The sequence below is a fragment of the Pseudomonas sp. 008 genome, from assembly GCF_016861935.1.
Taxonomy (GTDB): domain Bacteria; phylum Pseudomonadota; class Gammaproteobacteria; order Pseudomonadales; family Pseudomonadaceae; genus Aquipseudomonas.
Map to the genome: position 1 here is coordinate 60,125 of NZ_BOMA01000019.1, position 24,964 is coordinate 85,088.

Consider the following 24,964-nt stretch of genomic DNA (forward strand, 5'->3'; position numbering starts at 1 on the left):
TTTTTTTCAAGGAGCAGAGTATGGATCCGCGCAGTGAAGTACTGCTTCGTCAGGCCGAGTTGTTCCAGGGTTCGGTGCTGCTGGCCGGTTTGCCCGCCGACGACTTGCTGGGTCGCCTGCCCGATGCCCACGGCTGGTGCTGGCACGCCGGCGATCAAGCAGCACTGGACGCCCGTTTCGCCGAGCGCAGCCATTTTGGCGTGAATGCGCCCGAGCGCGAATTCGACAGCGCCGTGGTGTTTCTGCCCAAGTCCAAGGACCTGACCGACTATATCCTCAACGCCCTCGCCTCTCGTCTGGCCGGTCGTGAGTTGTATCTGGTCGGCGAAAAACGCAGCGGCATCGAAGGCGCGGCCAAGCAGTTGAACCCCTTCGGCAAACCACGCAAGCTCGACAGCGCACGGCATTGCCAGCTCTGGCAGGTCACCGTGGCCAATGCGCCAGAAGCCAAATCGCTGGAAAGCCTGGCCCAGACCTATGAACTGCCATTAGCCGAAGGGCCGTTGAAAGTCATCAGCCTGCCGGGCGTGTTCAGCCATGGTCGACTGGATCGCGGCAGCGCCCTGTTGCTGGAGCATCTGGACAAACTGCCCAGCGGCCACTTGCTGGACTTCGGTTGCGGCGCAGGCGTGCTGGGGGCAGCGGTCAAGCGGCGTTATCCGCACAACCAGGTCACCCTGCTCGATGTCGACGCGTTTGCCGCCGCCAGCAGTCGCCTGACCCTGGCCGCCAACGGTCTGGAAGCGGAAGTGCTGACCGGTGACGGCATCGACGCAGCGCCCATGGGCTTGAGCGCGATTCTGAGTAATCCACCGTTCCATGTCGGCGTACACACCGACTACTTCGCCACAGAGAACTTGCTGCGAAAAGCGGCTAAACATCTGAAAAACGGCGGTGAATTGCGCTTGGTAGCAAACAGTTTCCTGAAGTATCAGCCGCTGATCGAAGAGCACTTGGGCGCGTGTGCGATCAAGGCTGAAGGACAGGGTTTTAGAATCTACCGGGCCAAGCGTGGCTGAAAACGCTTTTGCAAAAGAGGGCTTGCCCTATCGGATTTGCCTAGGCAGAATCCGCTCCGTCCTAGGGGAGTAGTCTCCCACGAGCGCCATGCTCGTCCGGCATACGTCAACATACTTGGTCCTCAGACCATGGCGTATGCGACCCACGCGTCCGCATCAGACGGATCGCAGGGTTTGACAAGACCTATGACACGAACACCTTACCCGGGGCGGGAAGGCTGTACGTGTCATAGCCGTGTCGACCCGCCCCTTAGGAAAACCCTGATGATGCTGGACTCTCTACTCGTTCCCACCGCAATCGTTGCCTTGGCCGAAATCGGCGACAAGACGCAGCTGCTCGCGCTCATTCTCGCTGCCCGCTTTCGCAAACCCTGGCCGATCATCGCCGGCATCGTCGCCGCAACCCTGGCCAACCACGCGGCGGCCGGTGCGGTAGGCGCCTGGTTCGGCAGTTTCTTCTCGAATGCGACGCTTCACTGGATCCTCGCCGCCAGCTTCGCCGCCACCGCGTTGTGGACCCTGGTGCCGGACAAGATGGACGAAGACGAAGCCAGCACCGCCCGCAAGTTCGGGCCGTTCCTGACCACGCTGATTGCGTTTTTCCTCGCGGAGATGGGCGACAAGACTCAGGTCGCGACCGTGATGCTCGCCGCGCAATACCCGGATCTGTGGCTGGTGATCCTCGGCACCACCGCCGGGATGTTGATTGCCAACGTGCCGGTGGTACTGGCGGGTAACTTTGCGGCGGAAAAACTGCCGCTGACTTTGATCCGTCGCCTGGCGGCGTCGGCATTCTTCATCCTGGCGATCGTCGCGGTGTACAAGGCGATGCAGAGCAGTGGCTGGGTTTGAGACGACAACCCGATCATTCCCACGCTCTGCGTGGGAACGATCACTTACTCAGGATTTCCTGGCTCTCTCGTACAACGGCATGACTTTCGGAATCGCCGCCTGCAACGACGCAATCCGACTGGCCGACGCCGGGTGAGTGCTCAAGAACTCTGGCGGCGCGCCTTCCGAGGCTTTGCTCATTTTGTTCCACAGGGTGATCGCAGAGTTCGGGTTGTAACCGGCGCGGGCGGCCAGCTCGAGGCCGATCAAGTCAGCTTCGTTTTCGTTCTCGCGACTGTTGGGCAAGGTCATGCCGTATTTGGCCACGGTGTCTGCCAGGGCCAGGCTGTCCTGCCCCAGACCGAGCAACGCACCGGCGCCCTGCTTGGCCATTTCGAGACCGTAAGCCCTGGACATCGCTTCACGGCTGTGCTCGCGCAAGGCGTGAGCGATTTCATGGCCAATGATGGCGGCGATTTCGTCATCAGTGAGTTGCAGGGTGTCGATCAGCCCGCTGTAGAAAATGATCTTGCCGCCAGGCCCGCAGGAGGCATTCAGCTCGTCGCTCTTGATCAGGTTCACTTCCCATTGCCACTGGGCCGAATCCGGACGAAACACGGGTGCCTGGGCAATCAGGCGATTGGAGATCGCCTGGACTCGCTTCGCATTGTTACTGGATTTATCCAGCACGCCTTTGGTGCTCGCCTCCCCGATGGTCTGTTGATAAGACTGGGCGTACATCTGGTTGACCTCGGAGGTCGACAACATACTGAACATGTATTGCGTGCGCTCAACGCCCACGGCGCCACCGCTGGTGGTGTTGACCGACTGACAACCGGCAAGCAGCAGACTTGCACTCAGTGCACACAAAACCAATGTCTTACTCATCAAGAAGCTCCCTGGAAACATGCCGCGTATCCTAGGTGGGGATTTGTATCGGCGCCAGATACAACGGACGTGTAGCACGTACATTTCAGACAAAGCCCCGATTACCGTAGGAAAAAATTCACACAACAGCGTCCGCCGCGGCTGATCACGGCCAGCAATGATTCATTTACGACATCCAGCACTCTAAAACAGCCAATTCGTTACACCTGGCTCATGCCCCACCGCCCCAGTGCCGATACAGCTCTGCAGACGTCCTCTTGCGTGCGGAGCACCCATGAAATTCAAGTCGATCCAGTTTTCCGTTGCCGCCCTGGCCGGCGCCATTGTGCTCAGCGTTGTCGCAGCCCTGGTGCTGTACGCGCTGTTTTCCGGCGCCCGGACCCAAGACATGGTCCAGCAACGGACTCAGGCGCAGTTCGAGCAAGTCATCGAACAGCGCCTGACGTCGCTGGCGCAAACCCAGGTCAGCCAGATCCAGCGCGAACTCGAAGCGCCGCTGCTGATTGCCGGCGGTCTGGTGCGGGTCAACGCATTGATCGGCACACCGGGCGCCGACGGCCAGCCGCAACTGAGCCTGAGCCGTGAGCAATTGATCAGCCTGATCAAGGAAAACGTCGCCCGGAACCCGAAAATTCTCGGCACCTATATTGGGTGGGAAAAAAACGCCCTCGACCACAACGATGCGGCCTACGTCGACACCAAAGTAGTCGGCATCGACGCCAGTAACGGGCGCTTCCTGCCGTGGTGGTTCCGTAACGAAGACGGCAGCCTGGGCCTGGACAAACTGGTCGACGTCGACGACCAGAAAACCTTGTCCACCGGTGTGCGCGCCAGCGAGTACTACCTGTGCTCCAAGGAAACCAAAAAATCCTGCGTGATCGATCCGGCGCCGTATAAGGTTGGCGACAAGATCGTCATGCTCGCCTCCTTCATTGAACCGATCATGCTCAACGGCGCGTTCCAGGGCATCGTCGGCGCCGATCTGTCGGTGAACTTCATCCAGGAAATGCTGCTGGGGGCGAATCAGAAACTGTACAGCGGCGCCGGGGAAATGGCCCTGATCGGCGGTAACGGCCGAATCGTCGCCTACACCAAAGACCCGAGCAAATTCGGCGAAAAAGTCAGCGACATCCTCGACAGCAAGCAGATTGCCAACATGGCCAATCTCAAGCGCGGCGAAGTGACTTACACCGTCGACAAGGCCCAGGGCCGGATCGAGTTGTACCTGCCCTTCGGCATCGGCCAGACCGACGCCCGCTGGACCTTGATGCTGCAACTGCCGCTGAACGCGGTGATGGCCGACCTGCAAAAACTTCAGGGTGACCTGGACGCACAGCGCAAGTCCGACACCTTTGGCATGGCCATGGTCGGCTTGCTGATCGCCGGCATTGGTTTGTTGGTGATCTGGCTGGTGGGCCACGGCATTGCCCGGCCGCTGAAGCAGATGGTGACCATGCTCGATGACATCGCCCAGGGCGAAGGCGACCTGACCCGCCGTCTGACCAGCGACCGCAGCGACGAACTGGGCTCGATCGCCAAGGGCTTCAACACCTTCCTGGCCAAGTTGCAGGCGATGATTACTCAAGTGGTGACATCGGTGCAGAGCGTCAGCGATTCGTCGGAACACACCGCCGACATTGCCATTCGCACCAACATCGGTGTGCACAAACAAATGGCCGAGATCGATCAGGTCGCCACCGCCGTACACGAAATGACCGCCACCGCCCAGGACGTGGCGCGCAACGCCACCCAGGCCGCGCAAGCTGCCAGTCATGCAGATCAGGCGGCGGCGCAAGGCATGCAAATCGTTCGGGATACGTCGAATTCGATTGGTGTGTTGGCCATCGAAATCGGCAAAGCCGTCGGCGTGGTGCAGACCCTGGCCAAGGACAGCGAAAACATCAATGCGATCCTGACGGCCATTCGCGGCATCGCCGAGCAGACCAACCTGCTGGCCTTGAATGCGGCCATCGAAGCGGCGCGGGCCGGTGAGCAGGGCCGGGGTTTCGCGGTGGTGGCCGATGAAGTACGCAACCTGGCGCAGAAAACCCAGAAGGCCACGGAAGAAATCCAGACCATGATCCAGCAACTGCAGCAAGGCACCCGCGATGTGGTGCGGGTCATGGAAGACAGTCAGAACCGCACCGACGAAAGCGTGCAGCACGCGGCGAAAGCGGCCCAAGCACTGGAAACCATTACGCAAGCGGTGTCGGTGATCAACGACATGAACACCCAGATCGCCAGCGCCGCCGAGGAACAGAGCGCGGTGGCCGACGACATCAACCGCAACGTGATCAACATCGGGCAAGTAGCCAATGAAGTGGCTGGTGGTGCGGATGAATCGAGCGCAGCGAGTGCGGATTTGACCAAGTTGGCGGAACAGCAGCGCCGGTTGATCAATCAGTTCAAGGTTTAGGGTTCAATGATCGTTCCCACGCTCCGCGTGGGAATGATCATTACGCGCTCAGCCCGGGGTCAAACACTCCGGCCCATTGAGCTTCGGATCATTCACCATGTTCGCCAGCACCCGCTCGCGCAGCGCCGCGGGTTCGCTGGCCAGCAGCGCTTGCAAGGCATGTAGCGGGGTTTCAGGATTGAGCCAGGCTTCCTGCCCCGCCGCATCGAGAATCAACGGCCGACGCTGACTCGAAGCAGGTTGGGTGATCACCGCCGTACTCAGCCATACCTGCTCTTGCACTGGATACGCCTCCCAGATCGCTGCGAAGTACAGCGTCGAGCCCTCCCCCGGCGTCAGCCAGTACGGACGTTTGCGCGTAGTGCCGCGCCACTCGTAAAAACCATTGGCCGGCAGCAGACAACGGCGCAGGCGCAAGGCTTCGCGAAACATCGGCTGTTCGGCAACGGTTTCGGCACGGGCATGGGCCGGCGTGCGGGACAGGTCGGTCAGCCACGGCGGCGTCAGGCCCCAGCGGGCGCGGGCCAACTCACGCTGCCCATCTGCACCGGCACGCAGCATCAACACCGAATCGTTGGGAGAAATATTCCACTGGGCCTGCTGATCGGCGGGAAATCCGGGCAGGGCTGCGAAGGCGGGGTTCCAGCGAAACAGGGCATAACGTCCACACATGGGGCAATACGACTCTTGATCAAACGAACGTCAGCCTAACAGACCAGCGTGCCGGGAAAGCTGTCCGGTTCATCGCCGGACAGCGGCAGCGCGGCATTGTACGCGGCGATCAGTTCCCGCGCGTATTGCGCCTGGTCGTTATCGACCGATACACCCAGCAGGCCGAATATCGGCAATTCCCCGGTACCGCCGATCAAATCCCGGCCCACCAGATGCGCCTCGATACCTTCACTGGCCAGCATACTTAGCAGCAATTCGCCTTCCATCAGATTTTCCGGCTCATAGATACGCTGCATGGGTGACCCCCTTCATTCGTTTTCGCTGTAGACGTCGAGGTGCCATTCCTCGCCGTGAACCTGCAAGACAAAGGTAATGGGACGACAACACACCGGACAATCCTCGATATAGGTCTGATCACCGCCAGACAAATCCAGAACAGCCTCGACTTCTTCACCGCAATACGGACATTCATACTGCGCAGTTTCCAGCATCGCGGTCTCCCAGGTGACTTGTGCGTATAATCGCCGGTCTATTTGCAGGGCTATTTTCGTCTGACTACCTTTCAGACCATGCCCCGTTGGTTTTCGATCAATACCTTTACTTACCCTAGCCGTTTCTAACAAGAGAGCATGATGGGCGAATTCGATGCCATCCGACCTTACGACGACAGCGAAGTCCCAGCGGTGCTGGCACGGCTGCTCGGCGACAAGGCGTTTCTAGATATCCTCACCCACTTCCGCTTCCCGCGCTTTGCCGGTGCCTTCGGCTGGATGCTCAAACCTCTTATAGCGCATCGGCTGCGCCGTGAGTTCGCCGACGTCACGTCGGTGGCCACGTTGCAGGACAAAGTCGAGTTTTACGTCGACCACACCATCGAGCGCGCCACGGACGGGGTGACCTACACCGGCGTGGAGCAATTCAAGTCCGGCAGTGCCTACCTGTTCATCGCCAACCACCGCGACATCGTGATGGACCCGGCCTTCGTCAACTACGCCGTGTACCACGCCGGCCTGCCGACCCCACGCATCGCCATTGGCGACAACCTGCTGCAGAAGCCTTTTGTCAGCGACCTGATGCGCCTGAACAAGAGCTTCATCGTGCACCGTTCGATCACTGGTCGACGCGAGAAAATGGCGGCGTATCAATTGTTGTCGGCCTACATCAATCACTCGATCCGCAACGATTGCGCCTCGATCTGGATTGCTCAGGCTGAAGGCCGGGCCAAGGACGGCGACGACCGCACCGAGTCGGCGATCCTCAAGATGTTCCACATGAGCCGCAAGGACGAGCCGTTCGGCGAAGTCATCCGCTCGCTGAACCTCACCCCGGTGTCGATCAGCTACGAATACGACCCCTGCGACCAGGCCAAGGCCCGCGAGCTGTACATCCGCGCCACCACCGGCACCTACACCAAGGCGCCGGGCGAGGATGACGTGAGCATCGCCAAGGGCATTACCGGCTACAAAGGCCGGGTCCACGTGAACTTCGCCGCGCCGATCACCGAACTGTTCGAAGACACCAAGCAATTGGCGATCGAAATGGACAGGCAGATTCTGGGCGGTTACCGGTTATTCCCGGTGCATTACCTGGCGTATGCGCAGTGGAAAGACGCCGACCCGCAATTGCAGGTGCCGAAAGCGGCCGAGCTGTTTGCGGCAGATGAACTGGCCAAGGCTCAGGAAGAATGGCAGCGTCGGCTGGAGGCTTGCCCTGAGGAACATCGTCCGTTCCTGGTGCTGCAATATGCGATGCCGGTGCGTAATCAGTATCGGGTCAAGGCCGGGTTACCTCTTTAGGGTAATGGCTGGATACGACAACGGCGCCTTGTGGCGAGGGGGCTTGCCCCCGTTCGGCTGCGCAGCAGTCGTAGAACCGATGGCAGCGGGCATGTCAGAAAGACCAGCGATTGCCATTTCAGGGCTGCTGTGCAGCCCAACGGGGGCAAGCCCCCTCGCCACAAGTTACCGCGTCGCGATTAGACGCGAGTACTGACCCACGACACCAGCAGCGCCATCCCAAGGCAGGCAAAACCGAAGCGATAGAAAAACCGGTTCATGCGCAAGGTCGCCCAATCGAGCGTCGGCTCTTCGCTGGGTCGGCTCTGGCGCTGGGCTTCGATACTGGCCATCGCGCGTTGTTCACGACGGCGGGTGGCATGCAGCAACCAGCCGCCCGGGCAGGCGAACAGCAAGGCCAGCAGGTTGATCAATTTGGCGGGATGAGCGGTAAAGAGCGAAATCAATTGCAGCGACATCACAAACCTCAGGCAGAACCAGTGTGGCAGACGCCCAACCGACGACCGCGGCGCGAATTCTACCGAAAGCGCACCGGCCTGCCCCGGCTTTCCGACAAATAACGAAACCATTTGACCGATAGCTGTCCTGTGTCACGGCGCCGTCATCTGAATCCGCCAGTCTGTCGCCCTTCGAAACCGACACGGACCCCGTCATGCTCCACGCCGAAAACCAGGATCGTCTTTACCTCATTGCCCAAAGCGACGAACAACAAACCTTAGTCGGCAGCCTCGCCTTCAACGTACAGGACCGGCATTGGCTGGTGTATTGCGCGTTGGGCGGGCATCAACATGCGGATTTGCCGGAGACGGATTTGCTGACCGGGGTGAGTGTTCTGGACTTCTATTCGCAAGCGGCTTGATTTCCCTTGCTGGAGCGGCAGGCACAAAAAACCCGGCGCCATCGCTGGCACCGGGTTCTTTAAACAAGCTGCAAACCGTTACTCGCCAAGCACCTGACCAATCGTCGGGTCCTTGAACAAGCGGGTCAACGCATCACTCAGCACATCACTGACCAGCTTGGTATTGGTTTCCTGATTCGGCGCCATGCCAAAACGCTGATCCAGCGACGCGCCGTAGCGACCGCTGTAACGACGGTTGGCATTCTGCACATCGGAACGGAACGTCGCGCCAATTGTTGCTTCAGTCACATACAAACCTTCTTTGGGCGACTGATACTTCAGCTCGGCCAGGGTCACCGTCAATTGCGGCGCATTGAGCGCATTGGCCGTCGGCGTGAAGCCCAGCAACCGCACGGCCGCCTCAGCCTGAGCCTGCAGCTTCGGCAGAATCTGCGCGCCCTGCACCGTGATCGCACTGGTCTCCGGGTACAGACCGCCACGGGTCCCCAGGGTTGGCGATGGACGACCGTCCACCACACGCACCACCACCGGCTGACCATGGCCGATCGGCGCCAACTGAGCCGTCAGCTTGGGTTCCGGGTTCAGTTGTTGCGGGCTGTGGGCGCAGCCGACGAGGGTCAAACTGGTCACAGTGATCAAACCGAACAACAGGCGTTGCAACATGCTCTTCTCTCCAGAATCAGGCAACTAACAATGCCCGCAGTATAGCGGTGCGCCACTGCGGCGAACTAGCTTCGCGCAACGATTACTGAAATCTCTGACAAACCCGGCGCAGCGCGGTTCCTGTCACACCTTTGTCACCGCCCGCTGGCAACCTTTATGGCAGTCACCCCAAAAGGTACGTTGCCATGCGTTTTCTCATCTCCCTGTTCGCGCCACGCCCGCTGCACCGCAGTTTCGCTCTGCTCGACCACAATGGCCATTGCCAGGCCTTCAAGCAGTGCAGCCTCCAGCCCATGGGCGATGGCTGGGTCGAAATCGAAGAAATTCGCCTCAACTGGCTGCACCATCCCCTGCCCGCCAGCGCCCGTGTCAGCCAGCACCCGCCACGTGCACGCGCGCAGCAACTGCTGACCACCTGACCGGACACCTAATAAAAGTCATTAAACACGACCATTTCCCTGCGTTTCTTAGATACAATCTCCCCCCGATTATAAGGACGTCTCCTGATCGGGCCTCGCAGCATCGTTAATGCCTCGGTATTGACACCCCCGAACCGCCCACAGAGAGCCGCCCACACAGATCGAGTGAAGCTGGCGAGCTTGCTGTTTCTCAAGCACCCCCCCCACTTTTCGCGAATCTGCAGAGCTGTCATTACGCTCGGTCACTGAGCTGTTTGCCCGTTTTTGCCGCCCATGCATCCCATGGCGGCAATCCATCCGGGCGCGGTGCCAGGCTGGGACAGCCCTTTTTTGAGGTTCACGTCTTCAAAAGAGCGTGAAAAAAACGGGTTTTCACAACTTCACAAGAGTGTGGCGAGCAAATGAATAGTTTTGCGTCTGAACATGCACCATTAGCGTCTACAACAGCCCAACGACACAGGACCGAGTACTCCTCGAACACCGGAGCCTGAAGCCTGTCCGCTACGGATTTGGTTGCACAAACGGATGTCTCGACCATAAGTCGAATTGCCAGCCGCGTGCCGAAATGAGTTCATGTGACTCTTGAAGCCAGGCCGCATGCATCCGTCGAAGTTGCGAAAAATTGCGAAGATTCGGACATGGCGATCCTGGCCATGGGTACCTGGGGCATCACTGACACGCCCCGTCACTCCTGGCAGCTATGCCGACAATTTGGTGCTGCAGATTTTGGAGACGCGTTAAATGGCGCATAACGAAGCAGTCGACGTAGTACTGGTTGGGGCCGGCATCATGAGTGCCACCCTCGCTGTACTGCTTAAAGAGCTCGACCCCGCGATCAAGCTGGAAGTCGTCGAGCTGATGGATTCCGGTGCCGCGGAAAGTTCCAATCCGTGGAACAACGCCGGTACCGGTCACGCCGGGCTGTGTGAGCTGAACTACACGCCGCAGGCCGCTGACGGCACCGTCGACATCAAGAAAGCCGTGCATATCAACACCCAGTTCGAGGTGTCGAAGCAGTTCTGGTCCTACCTGACCAAGAAAGGCACCTTCGGTTCGTGCAAATCGTTCATCAGCCCGGTGCCGCACCTGAGCTTCGTGCAGGGTGAGAATGGCGTGTCCTTCCTCAAGGAACGCTTCAAGACCCTGAGCAAGCACCATGCCTTCTCGGACATGGAATACACCGAAGACAAAGCCAAGATGGCCGAGTGGATGCCGCTGATGATGCCGGGCCGTCCGGCTGACGAAGTCCTCGCCGCCACCCGCGTGATGAACGGCACCGACGTCAACTTCGGCGCCCTGACCAACCAACTGCTCAAGCACCTGACCAGCGCGCCCGATGCCCAGGTCAAGTACTGCAAGCGCGTCACCGGCCTGAAGCGTAACAACGGCGGCTGGACCGTCAGCATCAAGGACGTCAACAGCGGCAATACCCGCGAAGTCGACGCCAAATTCGTCTTCCTCGGCGCCGGCGGCGCGGCACTGCCGCTGCTGCAAGCGTCGGGCATCGAAGAAAGCAAAGGCTTCGGCGGCTTCCCGATCAGCGGCCAGTGGCTGCGTTGCGACAACCCGGAAGTGGTCAAACACCACCAGGCCAAGGTCTACAGCCAGGCCGCGGTCGGTTCGCCACCGATGTCCGTGCCGCACCTGGACACCCGAGTGGTCGATGGCAAGAAGTCCCTGCTGTTCGGACCTTATGCCGGCTTCACCACCAAGTTCCTCAAGCACGGTTCGTTCATGGACCTGCCGATGTCGGTCCGCGCCGGCAACATCGGCCCAATGCTGGCCGTGGCCAAAAACAACATGGACCTGACCAAGTATCTGGTCAGCGAAGTGATGCAGTCGATGGAGCAGCGCCTGGAATCCCTGCGTCGCTTCTACCCTGAAGCGAAAGCCGAAGACTGGCGCCTGGAAGTGGCCGGCCAACGGGTGCAGATCATCAAGAAAGACCCGAAGAAAGGCGGCGTTCTGCAGTTCGGTACCGAACTGGTCGCGGCCAAGGACGGTTCTCTTGCCGCTCTGCTCGGCGCCTCGCCAGGCGCCTCGGTGACCGTGTCGATCATGCTGGAACTGATCGAGAAGTGCTTCTCGAACAAGGCCAAGGGCGAGTGGGCTGCCAAACTGGCGGAAATCTTCCCGGCTCGAGAGAAAGTCCTGGAAACCGACGCTGCGCTGTATCGCAAGATCAATGCGCAGAACAACGTCGCACTGGAACTGGTTGAAGCAAGCAGCGAAACCCAAAGCTACGCTTGATTCAGCCGCATAAAAAACGCCCCGTCCTCATTGAGGGCGGGGCGTTTTTTTGTGTGCCTTTTTATCTTAACCGCGAGCCTTGTCGATCAACTCGATGTACTCGGCCGCGTTACGTTGATCCTGAATCAGGGCCACGAAGTCATTGCCGTGCTCATCCTTGCCGTCCAGATCGTAGCCGGCTTCGACAAAGAACGTCAGAAAACGCTCGAAGTCATCGATGCGCAGGCCGCGGTATGCCTTGATCAGTTTGTGCAGCGACGGTGAAGTGGCGTCGACCGGCTCGAAATCGAGGAACAGTTTGATCTGCGCATCGCCGATCTCGTCACCAATCACTTGCTTCTTATCTTTACGCATTGCCGACTCCAGCTCGCAGACATTTCACAGGGCGGGCAGTTTACCCCTGCCTTGATGCCGGGCTCAACGCGGACGAACGCTACCGGTGTGCAGATCGGCCCAGATATGGCCATTGGCGTAACTCAGAAACTGGCAATACACCGTTTCGTTGCGCAACAAGTCGATCACCACCCGGTACTGGGCCAACGGGTAATAGAGCGTTAGCGTTTTGCTTTTGTTGTCGTAGATCGGCTTTTTCAGGCTTTTGCTTTCGCCATCGAAGTTGACCAACACCTGGCTGATAGTCGCGCCCTTATTCAAGGGTTTGCCCTTGAGGCGGATCAGCAACGGTGAGGTGACCGGGATCGGTTGTTGGTTGGACTGACGTTGGCTGCCGAGGACCACCGAATACTCGGTGACCTGCAACAGTTGTTGCTGCTCGGGTTCCGCTTCACGCAGAGTCAAGTCGTCCGGGGGCAAAAACTGCACATGCATCGGTGCCGGGGCAGCGGCCAGGGGTAGGCTGAAGACCAACATCAGGGCGGCGCAGCTACGGATCAAAAGACTCATGACAGGCTCCAGGGACGAGGCCGAGCACTCTAGCATGATGATCAATCGGGCGAATAACCGATCCAGATCAATACTCTCGAAGACAAGGCTGGGCATACTGAAAGAGCCTTCAGCCCTAATTCGACGGCGTGCCGTCTACTGTGGAGTCCCTATGCCATTCTCCATCCCCCCGTTATTCGCCGCCTGGCGTCAAACTCTGCGTGCAGGTTATAGCCTCAGACGCTTGCGCGGCGACATCAGTGCCGGGGTGACGGTAGGGATTATCGCCATTCCCCTGGCCATGGCCCTGGCGATTGCGGTGGGAGTAGCGCCCCAGCAAGGTTTGTATACGGTGCTGATCGCGGCCCCGCTGATCGCCCTGACGGGAGGCTCGCGCTTCAATGTCAGCGGGCCGACAGCCGCGTTCGTGGTGATACTGCTGCCGATCACCCAACAATATGGCCTGGGTGGCCTGCTGCTTTGCACCATGCTCGCAGGGGCAATCCTGATTGCCTTGGGGCTGATTCGGGCCGGGCGGCTGATTCAGTACATTCCTTATCCGGTGACCCTGGGCTTTACCGCCGGGATCGGCATTGTCATCGCCACGCTCCAACTAAAGGATTTGCTGGGCCTGAGTACCACCGGGCATGCCGAACATTACATCGAGCAATTAGGTGCGCTGCTCCAGGCATTGCCCAGCGCCCGCCTGGGGGACGGAATCATCGGTGTCATGTGCCTGGCGGTTCTGATCGTCTGGCCGCGGTTTGTGCCAAGGGTTCCGGGGCATCTGGTGGCGCTGGCCGTCGGCGCAATGTTGGGGCTGGCGCTGGAAAGCGGCGGGTTACCGATTGCGACGCTGGGCGAGCGCTTCAGCTATATCGTCGATGGAGTCAGCCACCCCGGTATTCCGCCGTTTCTGCCGAGCTTCGACTGGCCGTGGAATTTGCCGGGGCCCAATGGTCAGCCGCTGCATTTGTCTTATGACCTGATCCGCCAATTAATGGCGCCAGCGTTCGCCATTGCCATGCTTGGTGCCATCGAATCGCTGTTGTGCGCGGTGGTGGCCGATGGCATGACGGGCAGCAAACATGACCCCAACGCCGAACTCCTGGGTCAGGGCATTGGTAACCTGGTCGCACCGTTGTTCGGCGGTATTACCGCCACCGCGGCGATTGCCCGCAGCGCCACCAACGTACGCAGCGGGGCGTTTTCGCCATTGGCGGCAATTATCCACAGCGCGGTGGTGCTGCTGGCGATACTCGTCCTCGCCCCGCTGTTCAGCTACTTGCCAATGGCCGCGCTGGCGGCATTGCTTGTGATGGTGGCGTGGAACATGAGCGAGGCCCGGCATGTCGTGCACACCTTGCGCATTGCACCACGCAGCGATGTGCTGGTCTTGCTGACCTGCCTGAGCCTGACAGTGCTGTTCGACATGGTGCTGGCCGTTGCCGTAGGGCTGTTGCTGGCCGCCGGGTTGTTCGTCAAGCGCATGAGCGACCTCACGGACACCGCCGAACTGCCTCGAGAGTTCCATCAAGCCTTACAGGATTTGCCGGAGCATGTTCGTTGTTATGCGATACGCGGGCCGCTGTTTTTCGGTGCGGCGGAAAAAGCCCTGGGCGTGCTGCGCAAATTCAGCCCGGAGGTCAAAGTGGTGATTGTCGAGATGAGTGCCGTGTCCATGCTGGACATGACGGCGCTGGCGGCCTTCGACAATATCCTCAGGGATTACCGCACCGACGGCATCGGCCTGATTCTGGTCGGGACGGCTGCGCGCGTGCGCCTGAAACTCAGGCGCGCGGGCATCCATCGGGAACAGCGTCAGTTGGCTTACGTGAACAACCTAGAACAGGCTCGGCAAAAAAGCGAACGCTGGCTCGCCGGACAGGACTGAATGCGCAGTTCAAGTGAACTGCGCACGGCGGGTCCGCTTACAGGCCTTTAACGGCAAAAATCCCGTTCGCGTTACGCCAGTAGCCTTTGTAGTCCATGCCATAACCGAAGATGTAACGGTCAATGCACGGCAGGCCGACGAAATCGGCTTTCAGGTCCGGGCGAGCCTTGCGGTCGTGGTCCTTGTCGATCAGCACGGCGGTGTGCACTTTGCGGGCGCCGGCGTGTTTGCAGAAATCGATGATCGCGCCCAGGGTGTGACCTTCATCGAGGATGTCGTCGATGATCAGCACGTCACGGTCGATGAACGAAACTTCCGGCTTGGCTTTCCAGAACAGCTCGCCGCCGCTGGTTTCGTTGCGATAACGGGTGGCGTGCAGGTACGACGCTTCCAGCGGGAATTGCAGATGGGTAAGCAGCTTGCCGGCGAAAATCAGGCCGCCGTTCATCACACAGAACACCACCGGATTGCTTTCAGCCAGTTGTTCGTTGATATGTGCACCGACGCGGGCGATGGCCGCCTCGACTTCAGCTTCGGTGTACAGGCAGTCAGCCTCTCGCATGATTTGACGGATATGCTCGAGATCAGCGGACATGGCGCTCTCCAAGGGGTTTGAGGGGGAGGGACGGATTCGGAAAAGCGGGCAAAGGTACGCATCCCGCACGGCCAGATCAAGCGTTTGTGGACTAACGTACTGTATGTCTATAGGACAACACCCTCGGATAGATTAATCTAGGCCGGTTTTTTTGCCCGCCGCCGGAGCCTTCCCCCATGCCCATCCGTGAGATCCGCCATCCGCTGATCCGTCATAAACTTGGCCTTATGCGCCGCGCCGACATCAGCACGAAGAATTTCCGTGAGCTCGCTCAGGAAGTCGGCGCCCTGCTGACCTATGAAGCCACCAAAGACCTGCCGCTGGAAAGCTACGACATCGAAGGCTGGTGCGGCACGGTGTCGGTGGAGAAAATCGCCGGCAAGAAAATTACCGTGGTGCCGATCCTGCGTGCCGGTATCGGCATGCTCGAAGGCGTGCTGAGCCTGATCCCGGGCGCCAAAGTCAGCGCCGTGGGCGTGGCCCGTAACGAGGAAACCCTCGAAGCCCACACCTACCTGGAAAAACTGGTACCGGAAATCGACGAGCGCCTTGCGATGATCATCGACCCGATGCTCGCCACCGGCGGCTCGATGGTCGCCACCATCGATTTGCTGAAGAAGGCCGGCTGCAAGGACATCCGCGCGATGGTCCTGGTGGCAGCTCCCGAAGGTATCGCCGCTGTGGAGAAGGCTCACCCGGACGTGACCATCTACACCGCTTCCATTGACCAGAAACTGAACGAACACGGTTACATCATCCCAGGCTTGGGCGATGCCGGTGACAAGATCTTCGGCACCAAGCAGAAGGACGCGTGACCATGCAGCAAGAGTTCAACGATCCGCTCTGGCGCACGGTTCTGTCCGGCGCGCAGATGCTGTTCGTGGCCTTCGGCGCCCTGGTGTTGATGCCGCTGATTACCGGCCTCGACCCTAACGTGGCGCTGTTCACCGCAGGTTTAGGGACGATCCTGTTCCAGATCGTCACCGGGCGTCAGGTGCCGGTATTCCTGGCGTCGAGCTTCGCCTTCATCACCCCGATCATTCTCGCCAAGGGTCAGTTCGGCCTGGCGGCGACCATGGGCGGCGTGATGGCGGCCGGGTTCGTCTACACCTTCCTCGGCCTTGCGGTGAAGATCAAAGGCACCGGGTTTATCGACCGTTTGCTGCCTCCGGTGGTGATTGGCCCGGTGATCATCTCCATCGGCCTGGCCATGGCGCCGATTGCCGCCAACATGGCGATGGGCAAGGCGGGCGACGGTACTGAGCTGATTCATTACCAGACGGCGATGATGATTTCGATGCCCGCGCTGCTGACCACCCTGATCGTCGCGGTGTTCGGCAGAGGTATTTTCCGCCTGGTGCCGATTATCTCCGGTGTGCTGGTGGGTTTTGCCATGGCGTTTTATTTCGGCGTGGTCGATACCGCGAAGATTGCCGTGGCACCGTGGTTCGCGATTCCACATTTCACCGCGCCGGAATTCAACTGGCAGGCGATTCTGTTCATCGTTCCGGTGGCCCTGGCCCCGGCCATCGAGCACATCGGTGGCGTGATTGCCGTGGGTAGCGTGACCGGTCGCGACTACCTGAAAAAGCCCGGCCTGCACCGCACCTTGCTCGGTGACGGCATTGCCACCACCGCGGCCGGTCTGTTCGGCGGCCCACCCAACACCACTTACGCCGAAGTGACTGGCGCGGTGATGCTGACCAAGAACTACAACCCGAAAATCATGACCTGGGCGGCGATCTTCGCGATCAGCCTGGCGTTCATCGGCAAATTCGGCGCGCTGCTGCAAAGCATCCCGGTGCCGGTGATGGGCGGGATTCTCTGCCTGTTGTTCGGTTCGATTGCCGCGGTGGGCATGAACACCATGATCCGCCACAAGATCGACCTGGGCGAAGCACGCAACCTGGTGATTGTCTCGGTGACGCTGGTGTTCGGGATTGGCGGCATGCTGGTCGGCACCGGTACCGGCCAGAACGATTTCGGCCTCAAAGGCATCGCGCTGTGCGCGGTGGTGGCGATTGCGCTGAACCTGTTGCTGCCGGGCAATGACAGCTGGAAGCACAAGAAGGCGGATGAGCCGCTGTTGTAAGCAGGCGACTCAATCCCCTGTGGCGAGGGAGCTTGCTCCCGCTTGACCGGGCTGGCGCACCAGTGCGCAGCACTCACAAAATCTTCATTGACTGCAAAGATTTTGGGGCCGCTTCGCGACCCGGCGGGAGCAAGCTCCCTCGCCACAACCAGCCCACCTTCACTTCAATGTATGTTCCTACAAAGCCAATGGCGCCCTTTCGCACAAGGTGCTCAGCGCCCGCGCCCACTGTGGCTCATCGTTGAGGCAAGGCACCAGCACCAACTCCTCCCCTCCTGCCTCGCGGAATTGCTCCTTCCCGCGATCACCGATCTCCTCCAGCGTCTCGATGCAATCGGCAACGAACGCCGGGCACATCACCAGGACTTTCTTCACACCGCTTTTGGCCAACTCGTCGAGGCGAGCTTCAGTGTAGGGTTCTATCCACTTGGCCCGGCCCAGACGCGACTGAAACGATACCGACCACTTGCCGTCCGGTATGCCCACACGTTTGGCAAACTCTGCGGCCGTGCGCAGGCACTGACCGCGGTAACAGGTCGCGACCACTTCCGGTGGCGCACCGGCGCAGCAATCGCCGCCACCCTCGAAGCTGTGCCCCGGATTGAGCTTTTTCAGGTGACGCTCCGGCAAACCGTGGAAGCTCAGCAGCAGATGATCGAAATCCTGTTGCAGATAAGGCCTGACACTGGCCACCAACGCGTCGAGGTATTCCGGCTGATCGTAGAACGGCTGAAGAACCGAGAACTGCACGTCGAGCTTTTTATCGCGCACCACGCGCTTGGCTTCTTCGATCACCGTGGTCACGGTGCTGTCGGCGAATTGCGGATAAAGCGGTGCCAAGGTCACTTTCTTATGCCCCTGGGCAGCCAACCGCACCAGCGCGGACTCAATGGACGGCTCGCCGTAGCGCATCGCCAGTTCAACAGGCCCGTGAGCCCACTGCCGGGTCATGGCCTGTTGCAGGCGACGGCTGAGCACCACCAGTGGTGAGCCCTCCTCCCACCAGATCGACGCGTAAGCGTGAGCCGATTGTTCCGGGCGCTTGATCAGAATCAACGACACCAGCAAACGCCGCACCGGCCAAGGCAGGTCGATCACGTACGGGTCCATCAGAAATTGATTGAGGTAACTGCGCACATCCGCCACCGAGGTGGAGGCAGGTGAACCCAGGTTGACCAGAAGCAACGCGTGATCGGTCATGCAACGTCCTATTTCAGAGGCGGCCGGACAGATCGTCCAATGCCGCGCGCAAATCAGTGAACCGGAAAGTGAAACCCGCCTCCAGCAAGCGAGCCGGCATCGCCTTCTGCCCCCCCAGCAACAACAATGACAACTCGCCCAGGCCGACCTTCAAGACGAGAGTCGGCATGGGCATGAACGCGGGACGATGCAACACGTCACCCAACGTTTTGGCGAATTCGCGATTGCGCACCGGTTTGGGCGCGCAGGCATTATAGGGACCGCTGGCCCCATTGCGATGCAGAAGAAAATCAATCAGGGCGATTTGATCTTCGATATGAATCCACGACATCCACTGCCGACCACTGCCGATCGGCCCGCCCAGCCCCAGTTTGAACGGCAACAACAGCCGCGACAAAAAGCCGCCCTCGGCGGACAACACCAACCCGGTACGGATGAGAACCACGCGAATGCCCAAGGCCTCGGCACGTTGCGCGGTTTCTTCCCAGGCGATGCACAACTGGCTGGCGAAATCATCGATGACCGGTGGCGATTGCTCGGTCAACTCCCGCTCGCCGCCGTCGCCGTACCAACCGATCGCTGAACCGGAGATCAGCACCTGCGGTTTCTGCTCTCGACTTTCGAGCCAGGCCAACAGGGTTTCAGTCAGGGTGATCCGGCTGCTCCACAACAGCGCTTTGCGTTTGTGGGTCCAGAGCCGATCGGCGATCGGCGCCCCCGCAAGGTTGACAATTGCATCCACCGGTTCTGGCCCAAAATCCTCAAGCCGTGCGATTCCCCGTACCTGAGTGCCGCAGATTTTGGCGACTTTAGCGGGCGTGCGACTCCAGACCGTGAGGTGATGTCCCTGACTCAACCAGTGTCGGCAGAGCTGACGTCCTATCAAACCAGTACCGCCGGTCAGCAATATGTGCATGACATCTTCCTCGCGTGGCGTTTTACCCGGATCACTAGTCTATTTTTATAAGCAGGGATCTTTGGTATCGGGCAGGTTCTGTGTTTAACAATAGGCCAAGCTCTCAGAACGAGAACGCTAAAAGTTATACCAAAAAACAATATTGTACAGGTTTGAACCACGGCGTAGTCTGTACAGAAAGGCAAACGAGGCCCCTATGACTGTACCTATCGCAATCATCGGCACCGGCATCGCCGGACTCTCAGCCGCCCAGGCCCTTACGGAGGCCGGGCATGTCGTTCATCTGTTCGATAAAAGCCGCGGCAGTGGCGGACGCATGTCAAGCAAGCGCAGCGATGCGGGTGCTCTGGACATGGGCGCGCAATATTTCACTGCCCGCGACCGTCGCTTCGTCACCGAAGTCCAGCGCTGGCAAGCCAACGGTTGGGTCGCCGTGTGGACACCGCAGCTCTATACCTACCACGGCGGCCAACTCAGCCCCTCGCCGGACGAACAGACACGCTGGGTCGGCACGCCGCGTATGAGCGCCATCACCCGTGCGCTGCTCGGTGACCTGGAAGTGCAGTTCAGCTGCCGGATCACCGAGGTCTATCGTGGTGAAGAGCACTGGCATCTGCAAGACGCCGAAGGCTTCACCCATGGGCCGTTCAGTCATGTGGTGATTGCCACGCCAGCCCCTCAGGCGACCGCGCTGCTGCCCGCCGCGCCGAAACTCGCCGGGGCCGCCGCCGGGGTAAAAATGGAGCCGACCTGGGCGGTCGCCCTGGCTTTCGACACACCATTGGATACCCCGATCGAAGGCTGCTTCGTGCAGGACAGCCCCCTCGATTGGCTGGCGCGCAACCGTAGCAAACCGGGACGCGACAACACCCTCGACACGTGGGTGCTGCACGCCACCAGCGCCTGGAGCCGGCAGCATATCGATCTGTCCAAGGAAGCGGTGATCGAGCAATTGCATGGTGCCTTTGCCGAACTGCTGCACGACGCCATGCCTGCACCGACTTTCAGCCTCGCTCACCGCTGGCTTTACGCCCGTCCGGCCAGCAGCCATGAGTGGGGTGCCCTGGCTGATGCAGATCTGGGCTTGTATGTATGCGGCGACTGGTGCCTGTCCGGCCGTGTCGAAGGCGCCTGGCTCAGTGGCCAGGAAGCGGCCCGCCGTCTGCACGAACACCTGCAGTGAACCGCCTCGATTCGAGCACATTGCTGCTGTCGACACGGACAGCAGCCCTGAAAAAACCTATACAAAAAAAATTGACTTGTACACCTTTGAATCTATGCTGAACGAATGTTGTACAGATTTAACAATCCGTACAGGTCTGGATTCGAGGTGCCCCGATGCCTGCACAATCAACGACCCCACCCAAAATCGCCATCAGCGCCTGCCTGATGGGGGCCGAGGTGCGCTACAACGGCGGGCACAAGACGTCACGGCTGTGCAGCCACATCCTTTCCGATTATTTCGATTTCGTCCCGGTGTGCCCGGAAGTTGCCATCGGCCTGGGTATCCCTCGCGAACCGATCCGCCTGGTCGGCAACCCTGAACATCCGCAGGCGGTCGGCACGGTCAACCCTGAAAACAACGTCACCCGGCCGCTGGCCGAATATGCTCGGAAAATGGCTTTGGAACTGGGCGACATCTGCGGCTATATCTTCATGCAGAAATCCCCTTCGTGCGGTCTGGAGCGGGTCAAGGTCTACCACGCCAACGGCGCGCCGGTGGACGGCGGTAGCCGTGGCATTTACGCCCGGACCTTCTGCGCGCTGCATCCCGATTTGCCGGTGGAGGAAGAAGGCCGGCTCAACGATCCGGTGCTGCGGGAAAACTTCCTTACCCGCGTATTCGCCTACAGCGCCTGGCAGCAGTTGCTGCAAACCGGCCTGACCCGGCGCGGCCTCACGGATTTTCACTCGCGCTACAAATACCTGTTAATGGCCCACAACCCGGTGCAATACAAAACCCTGGGAAACCTGCTCGGCAACATGGGCCGGACCGCCCCTGAAGTCATCGGCCCGCGCTATTTCAGCGAGCTGATGGCGGCCTTGAAAAAATGCGCCACGCGCCGCACCCACACTAACGTCCTGCAACACCTCAGCGGCTATCTCAAACAGGCCATCAGCACTGAAGACAAACAGGAAGTGCAGCATGTGATCAGCCAGTATCGTCACGGCATCGTGCCGCTGGTGGTACCGCTGACGTTGCTCAAACACTACTTTCGCCAGCACCCGGATCCATACATTGCGCAACAGGTTTACCTGCAACCGCACCCGGAAAACCTCAGCCTGCGAAACGCAATCTAATGAAAACCCCACCGGACACCAGCGCCAGCGAAGACCTCGGCACCGATTTCAAAAAGGCCCTGGACGCAGGCTGGCTGCCCATCCGTGAAGTGGCCCGGCAGACCGGGGTGAATGCCGTCACCTTGCGCGCCTGGGAACGGCGCTATGGGCTGATCGTGCCTCAGCGCACTCCCAAGGGGCATCGGCTGTTCTGTGCCGAACACGTTCAACGCATCCTGACGATCCTCACCTGGCTCAATCGCGGCGTGGCGGTCGGTCAGGTCAAGCAACTGCTCGACACGCCTCAGGTACTTGCCGAGCCCGTCGGAAACGATTGGCTGGTGTTGCGCCAGACACTGCTGCAAGCCGTTACCCAACTGGCCGAACGCACCCTTGATGACACGGTGAACCAGGCGATGGCGCTGTATCCGCCACGCACCTTGTGTGAACACCTGTTGATGCCGTTGCTGGCGGAACTGGAGCAACGCTGGCAAGGCCAGTTCGGCGCGCAGATGGAGCGGGTGTTTGTCTATTCCTGGTTGCGCAGCAAATTCGGCGCAAGGGTCTATCACAACAACCGTCAGTTGCGCACCGCGCCGCTGCTGCTGATCAATCACTCGGACCTGCCTCTGGAGCCTCATCTATGGCTCACCGCCTGGCTGATCAGCAGCACCGATTGCCCGGTGGAAGTTTTCGACTGGCCACTCCCGGCGGGCGAACTGACGCTGGCGGTCGATCACCTGCAAGCCCGCGGTGTACTGCTGTATTCCAGCAAAGCCATGAACCTTGCAAAATTGTCGAAACTTTTGAATGGCGTCAGTTGCCCAAAAATGATCGCCGGTCCAACGGTGTGCATCCACCACGCCGACTTGACCGCAAAAAACACCGCCATTGTTGATTTGATCCTGGCCGATAACCCGTTATCGGCCCATCTGGACCTGATTCAGCGCGGGCTCATTTAATGAATCGTACGGATACGACCATGCAATTGATCTGGCTGCGCAGCGACTTGCGTCTACACGACAACACCGCCCTCTCGGCCGCCGCAGCCCGTGGCCCGAGTGTGGCGGTGTATTTGCTGAGCCCGCAGCAGTGGCTTGCGCATGATGATGCGCCGTGCAAAGTGGATTTCTGGCTGCGCAACCTCGGCGAATTACGTCGCGCGCTGGACGCCCTGAACATCCCGCTGCTGATTCGCCAGGCGCCCCGCTGGGATGAGGCGCCCAAGGTTCTGCTCGAACTGTGCCAGCAGTTGAAGATCGACGCGGTGCACGTCAACGAGGAATACGGCATTCATGAGACCCGCCGTGATGCGGCGGTGGCCCAAGCGCTGAAAGCCCGGGGCATCGACTTTTACAGCCACCTCGATCAGCTGCTGTTCAAGCCAGGCACCGTGCTCACCAGAACCGGAACCTACTTCCAGGTCTTCAGCCAGTTTCGCAAGGTCTGCTACGAACGCCTGCACGTTTCATTGCCCGGATTGGTCGCTGCACCCGCCCTTCAGGCTCCATTGCATATCAGCAGCGACGAACCGCCCTCCCGTGTCGAGGGTTTCGATTCTCCCAACGACAGCTTGCGTGCCCTCTGGCCAGCCGGTGAAACCGAAGCCCGGCGCCGCCTCGACACCTTTGTCGACGCCCAGATCGACTATTACCACAGCGAACGCGACTTCCCGGCAAAGCCCGGCACCAGCCAGCTCTCGGCCTATCTCACCGCCGGGGTGATTTCCCCTCGTCAGTGCCTGCACGCCGCGTTGCGAAGCAATCAGGGCGAGTTCGAAAGCGGCAAGGTCGGCGCCATCACCTGGATCAACGAGCTGCTGTGGCGCGAGTTCTACAAACACATATTGGTGGGCTACCCCCGTGTATCCCGGCACCGCGCCTTCCGGCCGGAAACCGAAGCCCTGGTCTGGCGTGACGCCCCGCAAGAACTCAAGGCCTGGCAGCAAGGCCGCACCGGCCTGCCGATCATCGATGCCGCCATGCGCCAGTTGCTGGAAACCGGCTGGATGCACAACCGCCTGCGCATGGTGGTGGCGATGTTCCTGACCAAGAACCTGCTGATCGACTGGCGTGAAGGCGAGCGCTTCTTCATGCGGCACCTGATTGATGGCGACCTGGCGGCGAACAATGGTGGCTGGCAGTGGAGTTCGTCCACCGGCACCGATTCGGCACCCTACTTCCGGATTTTCAACCCGCTGAGCCAGTCGGAAAAATTCGATGCACAAGGGGTGTTCATCAAGCACTGGTTGCCGGAGCTCAACGAAATGAACAATAAAGACCTGCACAATCTGGCCAATCTCGGCGGATTGTTCGGTGTGAGGGGCTATCCGTCGCCTATCGTCAATTTGAGCGCTTCCCGTGAACGGGCCCTGGCCGCGTTCAAGAACTTGCCATCACGACAGGGTTTATCGCCACCGTCATTAAATTGATGCTGCAGCGTTGCGTCATGAACACGGAATTGAGCCAGTGAAATATTGGGTAAATAAGGGGATTGGGATGAGTCGTACACCTCCAAGGCGATACTGGTTGACCGGCGCCAGCAACGGTATTGGTGCTGTGCTGGCTGAAGAAATACTGAAAACCGGGGCTCATCTGGCGGCCAGTTCCCGCTCGGTGGCATCACTGATATCCCTGTCTGAGCGCTACCCCGGTCAAGTGCTGGTGGTCGCGGGCGATTTGACCAACAGCCAAAGGGTGCGCGAAATCGGTGAGCAGATTGCGCAGGAATGGGGCTCTCTGGACACCATGATCCTTAACGCAGGCACCTGCGAATACGTCGACGCCAATCAGCTCGACTCGTCAATCATCGAACACATCATGCGTACCAACTTGCTTGCCAGCAGTTATTGCATCGCAGCCGCCCGGCCCTTGCTGCAGGCGGGCACTGCGCCGCATCTGGTGGGCATTGCCAGTTCGGTGACCTGGTTACCCCTGCCGCGGGCCGAATCCTATGGCGATTCAAAGGCCGGGTTACGTCATCTATTCGAGTCGTTGCGCATCGACATGGCGCCGGAAAACATCGAAATGACCGTGGTCAGCCCAGGGCTTATCGATACGCCTCTGAACGACGGCGCCCCGATACATCTCGACTGGTCGGCAGGCCAAGCCGCGCGATATCTCCTCGACATGATCAGGAATCGTCCACTGGAATTCTCCTTGCCGGAGCTGCTCATGCCTGTTCTTTGGCCCCTGCCGCAACAAACCGACCGGGCGGGACTGGCAATCGACGAACAAACGCGAAACAAGCCGCCGATCAAAGATATGCCGTGAAGCCTGAGCGTCTGTCAGGC

26 protein-coding genes, 1 pseudogene and 1 riboswitch are annotated in these 24,964 nt (G+C 59.8%); of the genes and pseudogenes, 16 read left to right on the forward strand and 11 right to left on the reverse strand.

Annotation, left to right across the window (positions count from 1 at the left end; all coding sequences use genetic code 11):
- The first annotated feature begins 20 nt into the window (after positions 1-20).
- On the forward strand, positions 21-1,019 hold the full coding sequence (locus JUI81_RS29165; RefSeq protein ID WP_019582371.1) for a class I SAM-dependent methyltransferase: 999 nt from the start codon (positions 21-23) through the stop codon (positions 1,017-1,019).
- A 52-nt stretch (positions 1,020-1,071) separates the two neighbouring features.
- A riboswitch (yybP-ykoY riboswitch) is annotated at positions 1,072-1,194 on the forward strand.
- 92 nt (positions 1,195-1,286) lie between these two features.
- Positions 1,287-1,871 carry a TMEM165/GDT1 family protein gene (locus tag JUI81_RS29170; RefSeq protein ID WP_026286682.1) on the forward strand — a complete coding sequence of 195 codons (585 nt, stop codon included), beginning with the start codon at positions 1,287-1,289 and terminating at the stop codon, positions 1,869-1,871.
- A gap of 48 nt (positions 1,872-1,919) precedes the next feature.
- On the opposite strand, the gene JUI81_RS29175 is transcribed toward JUI81_RS29170, so the two are convergent.
- Positions 1,920-2,738, reverse strand: a complete 819-nt coding sequence (locus tag JUI81_RS29175; protein ID WP_204125521.1) for a M48 family metallopeptidase — start codon at positions 2,736-2,738, stop codon at positions 1,920-1,922.
- 1,363 nt (positions 2,739-4,101) lie between these two features.
- Between JUI81_RS29175 and JUI81_RS32330 the strand changes: the two are divergent.
- Positions 4,102-4,299, forward strand: a pseudogene (locus JUI81_RS32330) (HAMP domain-containing protein); the annotation flags it as partial.
- Between the two features lie 111 nt (positions 4,300-4,410).
- The gene (locus JUI81_RS32335) at positions 4,411-5,154 is read left to right on the forward strand and encodes a methyl-accepting chemotaxis protein (protein WP_371917774.1); all 744 of its coding nucleotides are present in this window, start codon (positions 4,411-4,413) and stop codon (positions 5,152-5,154) included.
- A gap of 48 nt (positions 5,155-5,202) precedes the next feature.
- Here the strand turns inward: JUI81_RS32335 and JUI81_RS29185 are convergent, their stop codons facing one another.
- From JUI81_RS29185 to JUI81_RS29195, 3 genes are read right to left on the reverse strand one after another with little or no spacing between them, the layout of a single operon-like run.
- Positions 5,203-5,826: an SOS response-associated peptidase gene (locus tag JUI81_RS29185; protein WP_007939796.1), complete on the reverse strand. Its 624-nt coding sequence runs from the start codon at positions 5,824-5,826 to the stop codon at positions 5,203-5,205.
- Between the two features lie 35 nt (positions 5,827-5,861).
- The gene (locus tag JUI81_RS29190) at positions 5,862-6,122 is read right to left on the reverse strand and encodes a putative signal transducing protein (protein WP_007939795.1); all 261 of its coding nucleotides are present in this window, start codon (positions 6,120-6,122) and stop codon (positions 5,862-5,864) included.
- Positions 6,123-6,134: 12 nt separating this feature from the next.
- The gene (locus JUI81_RS29195) at positions 6,135-6,317 is read right to left on the reverse strand and encodes a CPXCG motif-containing cysteine-rich protein (protein WP_018929594.1); all 183 of its coding nucleotides are present in this window, start codon (positions 6,315-6,317) and stop codon (positions 6,135-6,137) included.
- A 138-nt stretch (positions 6,318-6,455) separates the two neighbouring features.
- On the opposite strand from JUI81_RS29195, the gene JUI81_RS29200 reads away from it, so the two are divergent.
- Positions 6,456-7,622 carry a 1-acyl-sn-glycerol-3-phosphate acyltransferase gene (locus JUI81_RS29200; RefSeq protein WP_033047169.1) on the forward strand — a complete coding sequence of 389 codons (1,167 nt, stop codon included), beginning with the start codon at positions 6,456-6,458 and terminating at the stop codon, positions 7,620-7,622.
- A gap of 179 nt (positions 7,623-7,801) precedes the next feature.
- Here JUI81_RS29200 and JUI81_RS29205 read toward each other — a convergent pair whose 3' ends face one another.
- Positions 7,802-8,080: a hypothetical protein gene (locus JUI81_RS29205; protein ID WP_007939791.1), complete on the reverse strand. Its 279-nt coding sequence runs from the start codon at positions 8,078-8,080 to the stop codon at positions 7,802-7,804.
- 194 nt (positions 8,081-8,274) lie between these two features.
- Here JUI81_RS29205 and JUI81_RS29210 point away from each other — a divergent pair, with 194 nt between their 5' ends.
- Positions 8,275-8,481, forward strand: a complete 207-nt coding sequence (locus JUI81_RS29210) for a hypothetical protein (RefSeq protein WP_018929592.1) — start codon at positions 8,275-8,277, stop codon at positions 8,479-8,481.
- A gap of 78 nt (positions 8,482-8,559) precedes the next feature.
- On the opposite strand, the gene JUI81_RS29215 is transcribed toward JUI81_RS29210, so the two are convergent.
- Positions 8,560-9,144, reverse strand: a complete 585-nt coding sequence (locus JUI81_RS29215; RefSeq protein ID WP_007939787.1) for a YajG family lipoprotein — start codon at positions 9,142-9,144, stop codon at positions 8,560-8,562.
- Between the two features lie 185 nt (positions 9,145-9,329).
- Here JUI81_RS29215 and JUI81_RS29220 point away from each other — a divergent pair, with 185 nt between their 5' ends.
- Complete coding sequence (locus tag JUI81_RS29220; protein WP_028939858.1) at positions 9,330-9,563, forward strand: hypothetical protein; 234 nt, start codon at positions 9,330-9,332, stop codon at positions 9,561-9,563.
- A 741-nt stretch (positions 9,564-10,304) separates the two neighbouring features.
- A complete protein-coding gene (gene mqo, locus JUI81_RS29225; protein WP_204125522.1) occupies positions 10,305-11,813 on the forward strand; it encodes a malate dehydrogenase (quinone) in 1,509 nt (502 codons plus the stop codon).
- Positions 11,814-11,879: 66 nt separating this feature from the next.
- Here mqo and JUI81_RS29230 read toward each other — a convergent pair whose 3' ends face one another.
- Complete coding sequence (locus JUI81_RS29230) at positions 11,880-12,167, reverse strand: PA4642 family protein (RefSeq protein ID WP_018929588.1); 288 nt, start codon at positions 12,165-12,167, stop codon at positions 11,880-11,882.
- 63 nt (positions 12,168-12,230) lie between these two features.
- Positions 12,231-12,716 (reverse strand): hypothetical protein, encoded by a 486-nt coding sequence (locus JUI81_RS29235; RefSeq protein WP_019582378.1) that lies wholly within the window; start codon positions 12,714-12,716, stop codon positions 12,231-12,233.
- A gap of 151 nt (positions 12,717-12,867) precedes the next feature.
- On the opposite strand from JUI81_RS29235, the gene dauA reads away from it, so the two are divergent.
- On the forward strand, positions 12,868-14,589 hold the full coding sequence (dauA, locus tag JUI81_RS29240; protein WP_019582379.1) for a C4-dicarboxylic acid transporter DauA: 1,722 nt from the start codon (positions 12,868-12,870) through the stop codon (positions 14,587-14,589).
- Positions 14,590-14,626: 37 nt separating this feature from the next.
- On the opposite strand, the gene JUI81_RS29245 is transcribed toward dauA, so the two are convergent.
- A complete protein-coding gene (locus JUI81_RS29245) occupies positions 14,627-15,184 on the reverse strand; it encodes a hypoxanthine-guanine phosphoribosyltransferase (RefSeq protein WP_007939779.1) in 558 nt (185 codons plus the stop codon).
- 176 nt (positions 15,185-15,360) lie between these two features.
- Here JUI81_RS29245 and upp point away from each other — a divergent pair, with 176 nt between their 5' ends.
- Positions 15,361-15,999 (forward strand): uracil phosphoribosyltransferase, encoded by a 639-nt coding sequence (gene upp, locus JUI81_RS29250; protein WP_007939777.1) that lies wholly within the window; start codon positions 15,361-15,363, stop codon positions 15,997-15,999.
- A 2-nt stretch (positions 16,000-16,001) separates the two neighbouring features.
- Positions 16,002-17,276 carry a uracil-xanthine permease family protein gene (locus tag JUI81_RS29255; RefSeq protein WP_018929585.1) on the forward strand — a complete coding sequence of 425 codons (1,275 nt, stop codon included), beginning with the start codon at positions 16,002-16,004 and terminating at the stop codon, positions 17,274-17,276.
- 177 nt (positions 17,277-17,453) lie between these two features.
- Here the strand turns inward: JUI81_RS29255 and hemH are convergent, their stop codons facing one another.
- On the reverse strand, positions 17,454-18,476 hold the full coding sequence (gene hemH, locus JUI81_RS29260) for a ferrochelatase (RefSeq protein WP_019582380.1): 1,023 nt from the start codon (positions 18,474-18,476) through the stop codon (positions 17,454-17,456).
- Between the two features lie 13 nt (positions 18,477-18,489).
- Positions 18,490-19,392, reverse strand: coding sequence for a TIGR01777 family oxidoreductase (locus JUI81_RS29265; RefSeq protein ID WP_026346026.1), 903 nt, complete (start codon positions 19,390-19,392; stop codon positions 18,490-18,492).
- Positions 19,393-19,588: 196 nt separating this feature from the next.
- On the opposite strand from JUI81_RS29265, the gene JUI81_RS29270 reads away from it, so the two are divergent.
- From JUI81_RS29270 to JUI81_RS29290, 5 genes are all read left to right on the forward strand, one after another.
- Entirely contained in the window at positions 19,589-20,575 is a 987-nt protein-coding gene (locus JUI81_RS29270; RefSeq protein ID WP_019582382.1) for an NAD(P)/FAD-dependent oxidoreductase, read from the forward strand.
- A gap of 155 nt (positions 20,576-20,730) precedes the next feature.
- Positions 20,731-21,693, forward strand: a complete 963-nt coding sequence (locus JUI81_RS29275; RefSeq protein WP_018929581.1) for a DUF523 and DUF1722 domain-containing protein — start codon at positions 20,731-20,733, stop codon at positions 21,691-21,693.
- A complete protein-coding gene (locus JUI81_RS29280; RefSeq protein ID WP_019582384.1) occupies positions 21,693-22,634 on the forward strand; it encodes a MerR family transcriptional regulator in 942 nt (313 codons plus the stop codon). Before JUI81_RS29275 ends, JUI81_RS29280 begins: the two co-directional genes overlap by 1 nt.
- A 20-nt stretch (positions 22,635-22,654) precedes the next feature.
- Positions 22,655-24,103 carry a deoxyribodipyrimidine photo-lyase gene (gene phrB, locus JUI81_RS29285; protein ID WP_204125523.1) on the forward strand — a complete coding sequence of 483 codons (1,449 nt, stop codon included), beginning with the start codon at positions 22,655-22,657 and terminating at the stop codon, positions 24,101-24,103.
- Positions 24,104-24,170: 67 nt separating this feature from the next.
- Positions 24,171-24,944 carry an SDR family oxidoreductase gene (locus JUI81_RS29290; protein ID WP_204125524.1) on the forward strand — a complete coding sequence of 258 codons (774 nt, stop codon included), beginning with the start codon at positions 24,171-24,173 and terminating at the stop codon, positions 24,942-24,944.
- Positions 24,945-24,964: the final 20 nt, after the last annotated feature.

Bases quoted from the DNA above. Each gene is read 5' to 3' on its own strand.
- JUI81_RS29165 (WP_019582371.1), top strand. From the start codon at position 21: ATGGATCCGCGCAGTGAAGTACTGCTTCGTCAGGCCGAGTTGTTCCAG.
- JUI81_RS29170 (WP_026286682.1), top strand. From the start codon at position 1,287: ATGCTGGACTCTCTACTCGTTCCCACCGCAATCGTTGCCTTGGCCGAA.
- JUI81_RS29175 (WP_204125521.1), bottom strand. From the start codon at position 2,738: ATGAGTAAGACATTGGTTTTGTGTGCACTGAGTGCAAGTCTGCTGCTT.
- JUI81_RS32335 (WP_371917774.1), top strand. From the start codon at position 4,411: ATGGCCGAGATCGATCAGGTCGCCACCGCCGTACACGAAATGACCGCC.
- JUI81_RS29185 (WP_007939796.1), bottom strand. From the start codon at position 5,826: ATGTGTGGACGTTATGCCCTGTTTCGCTGGAACCCCGCCTTCGCAGCC.
- JUI81_RS29190 (WP_007939795.1), bottom strand. From the start codon at position 6,122: ATGCAGCGTATCTATGAGCCGGAAAATCTGATGGAAGGCGAATTGCTG.
- JUI81_RS29195 (WP_018929594.1), bottom strand. From the start codon at position 6,317: ATGCTGGAAACTGCGCAGTATGAATGTCCGTATTGCGGTGAAGAAGTC.
- JUI81_RS29200 (WP_033047169.1), top strand. From the start codon at position 6,456: ATGATGGGCGAATTCGATGCCATCCGACCTTACGACGACAGCGAAGTC.
- JUI81_RS29205 (WP_007939791.1), bottom strand. From the start codon at position 8,080: ATGTCGCTGCAATTGATTTCGCTCTTTACCGCTCATCCCGCCAAATTG.
- JUI81_RS29210 (WP_018929592.1), top strand. From the start codon at position 8,275: ATGCTCCACGCCGAAAACCAGGATCGTCTTTACCTCATTGCCCAAAGC.
- JUI81_RS29215 (WP_007939787.1), bottom strand. From the start codon at position 9,144: ATGTTGCAACGCCTGTTGTTCGGTTTGATCACTGTGACCAGTTTGACC.
- JUI81_RS29220 (WP_028939858.1), top strand. From the start codon at position 9,330: ATGCGTTTTCTCATCTCCCTGTTCGCGCCACGCCCGCTGCACCGCAGT.
- mqo (WP_204125522.1), top strand. From the start codon at position 10,305: ATGGCGCATAACGAAGCAGTCGACGTAGTACTGGTTGGGGCCGGCATC.
- JUI81_RS29230 (WP_018929588.1), bottom strand. From the start codon at position 12,167: ATGCGTAAAGATAAGAAGCAAGTGATTGGTGACGAGATCGGCGATGCG.
- JUI81_RS29235 (WP_019582378.1), bottom strand. From the start codon at position 12,716: ATGAGTCTTTTGATCCGTAGCTGCGCCGCCCTGATGTTGGTCTTCAGC.
- dauA (WP_019582379.1), top strand. From the start codon at position 12,868: ATGCCATTCTCCATCCCCCCGTTATTCGCCGCCTGGCGTCAAACTCTG.
- JUI81_RS29245 (WP_007939779.1), bottom strand. From the start codon at position 15,184: ATGTCCGCTGATCTCGAGCATATCCGTCAAATCATGCGAGAGGCTGAC.
- upp (WP_007939777.1), top strand. From the start codon at position 15,361: ATGCCCATCCGTGAGATCCGCCATCCGCTGATCCGTCATAAACTTGGC.
- JUI81_RS29255 (WP_018929585.1), top strand. From the start codon at position 16,002: ATGCAGCAAGAGTTCAACGATCCGCTCTGGCGCACGGTTCTGTCCGGC.
- hemH (WP_019582380.1), bottom strand. From the start codon at position 18,476: ATGACCGATCACGCGTTGCTTCTGGTCAACCTGGGTTCACCTGCCTCC.
- JUI81_RS29265 (WP_026346026.1), bottom strand. From the start codon at position 19,392: ATGCACATATTGCTGACCGGCGGTACTGGTTTGATAGGACGTCAGCTC.
- JUI81_RS29270 (WP_019582382.1), top strand. From the start codon at position 19,589: ATGACTGTACCTATCGCAATCATCGGCACCGGCATCGCCGGACTCTCA.
- JUI81_RS29275 (WP_018929581.1), top strand. From the start codon at position 20,731: ATGCCTGCACAATCAACGACCCCACCCAAAATCGCCATCAGCGCCTGC.
- JUI81_RS29280 (WP_019582384.1), top strand. From the start codon at position 21,693: ATGAAAACCCCACCGGACACCAGCGCCAGCGAAGACCTCGGCACCGAT.
- phrB (WP_204125523.1), top strand. From the start codon at position 22,655: ATGCAATTGATCTGGCTGCGCAGCGACTTGCGTCTACACGACAACACC.
- JUI81_RS29290 (WP_204125524.1), top strand. From the start codon at position 24,171: ATGAGTCGTACACCTCCAAGGCGATACTGGTTGACCGGCGCCAGCAAC.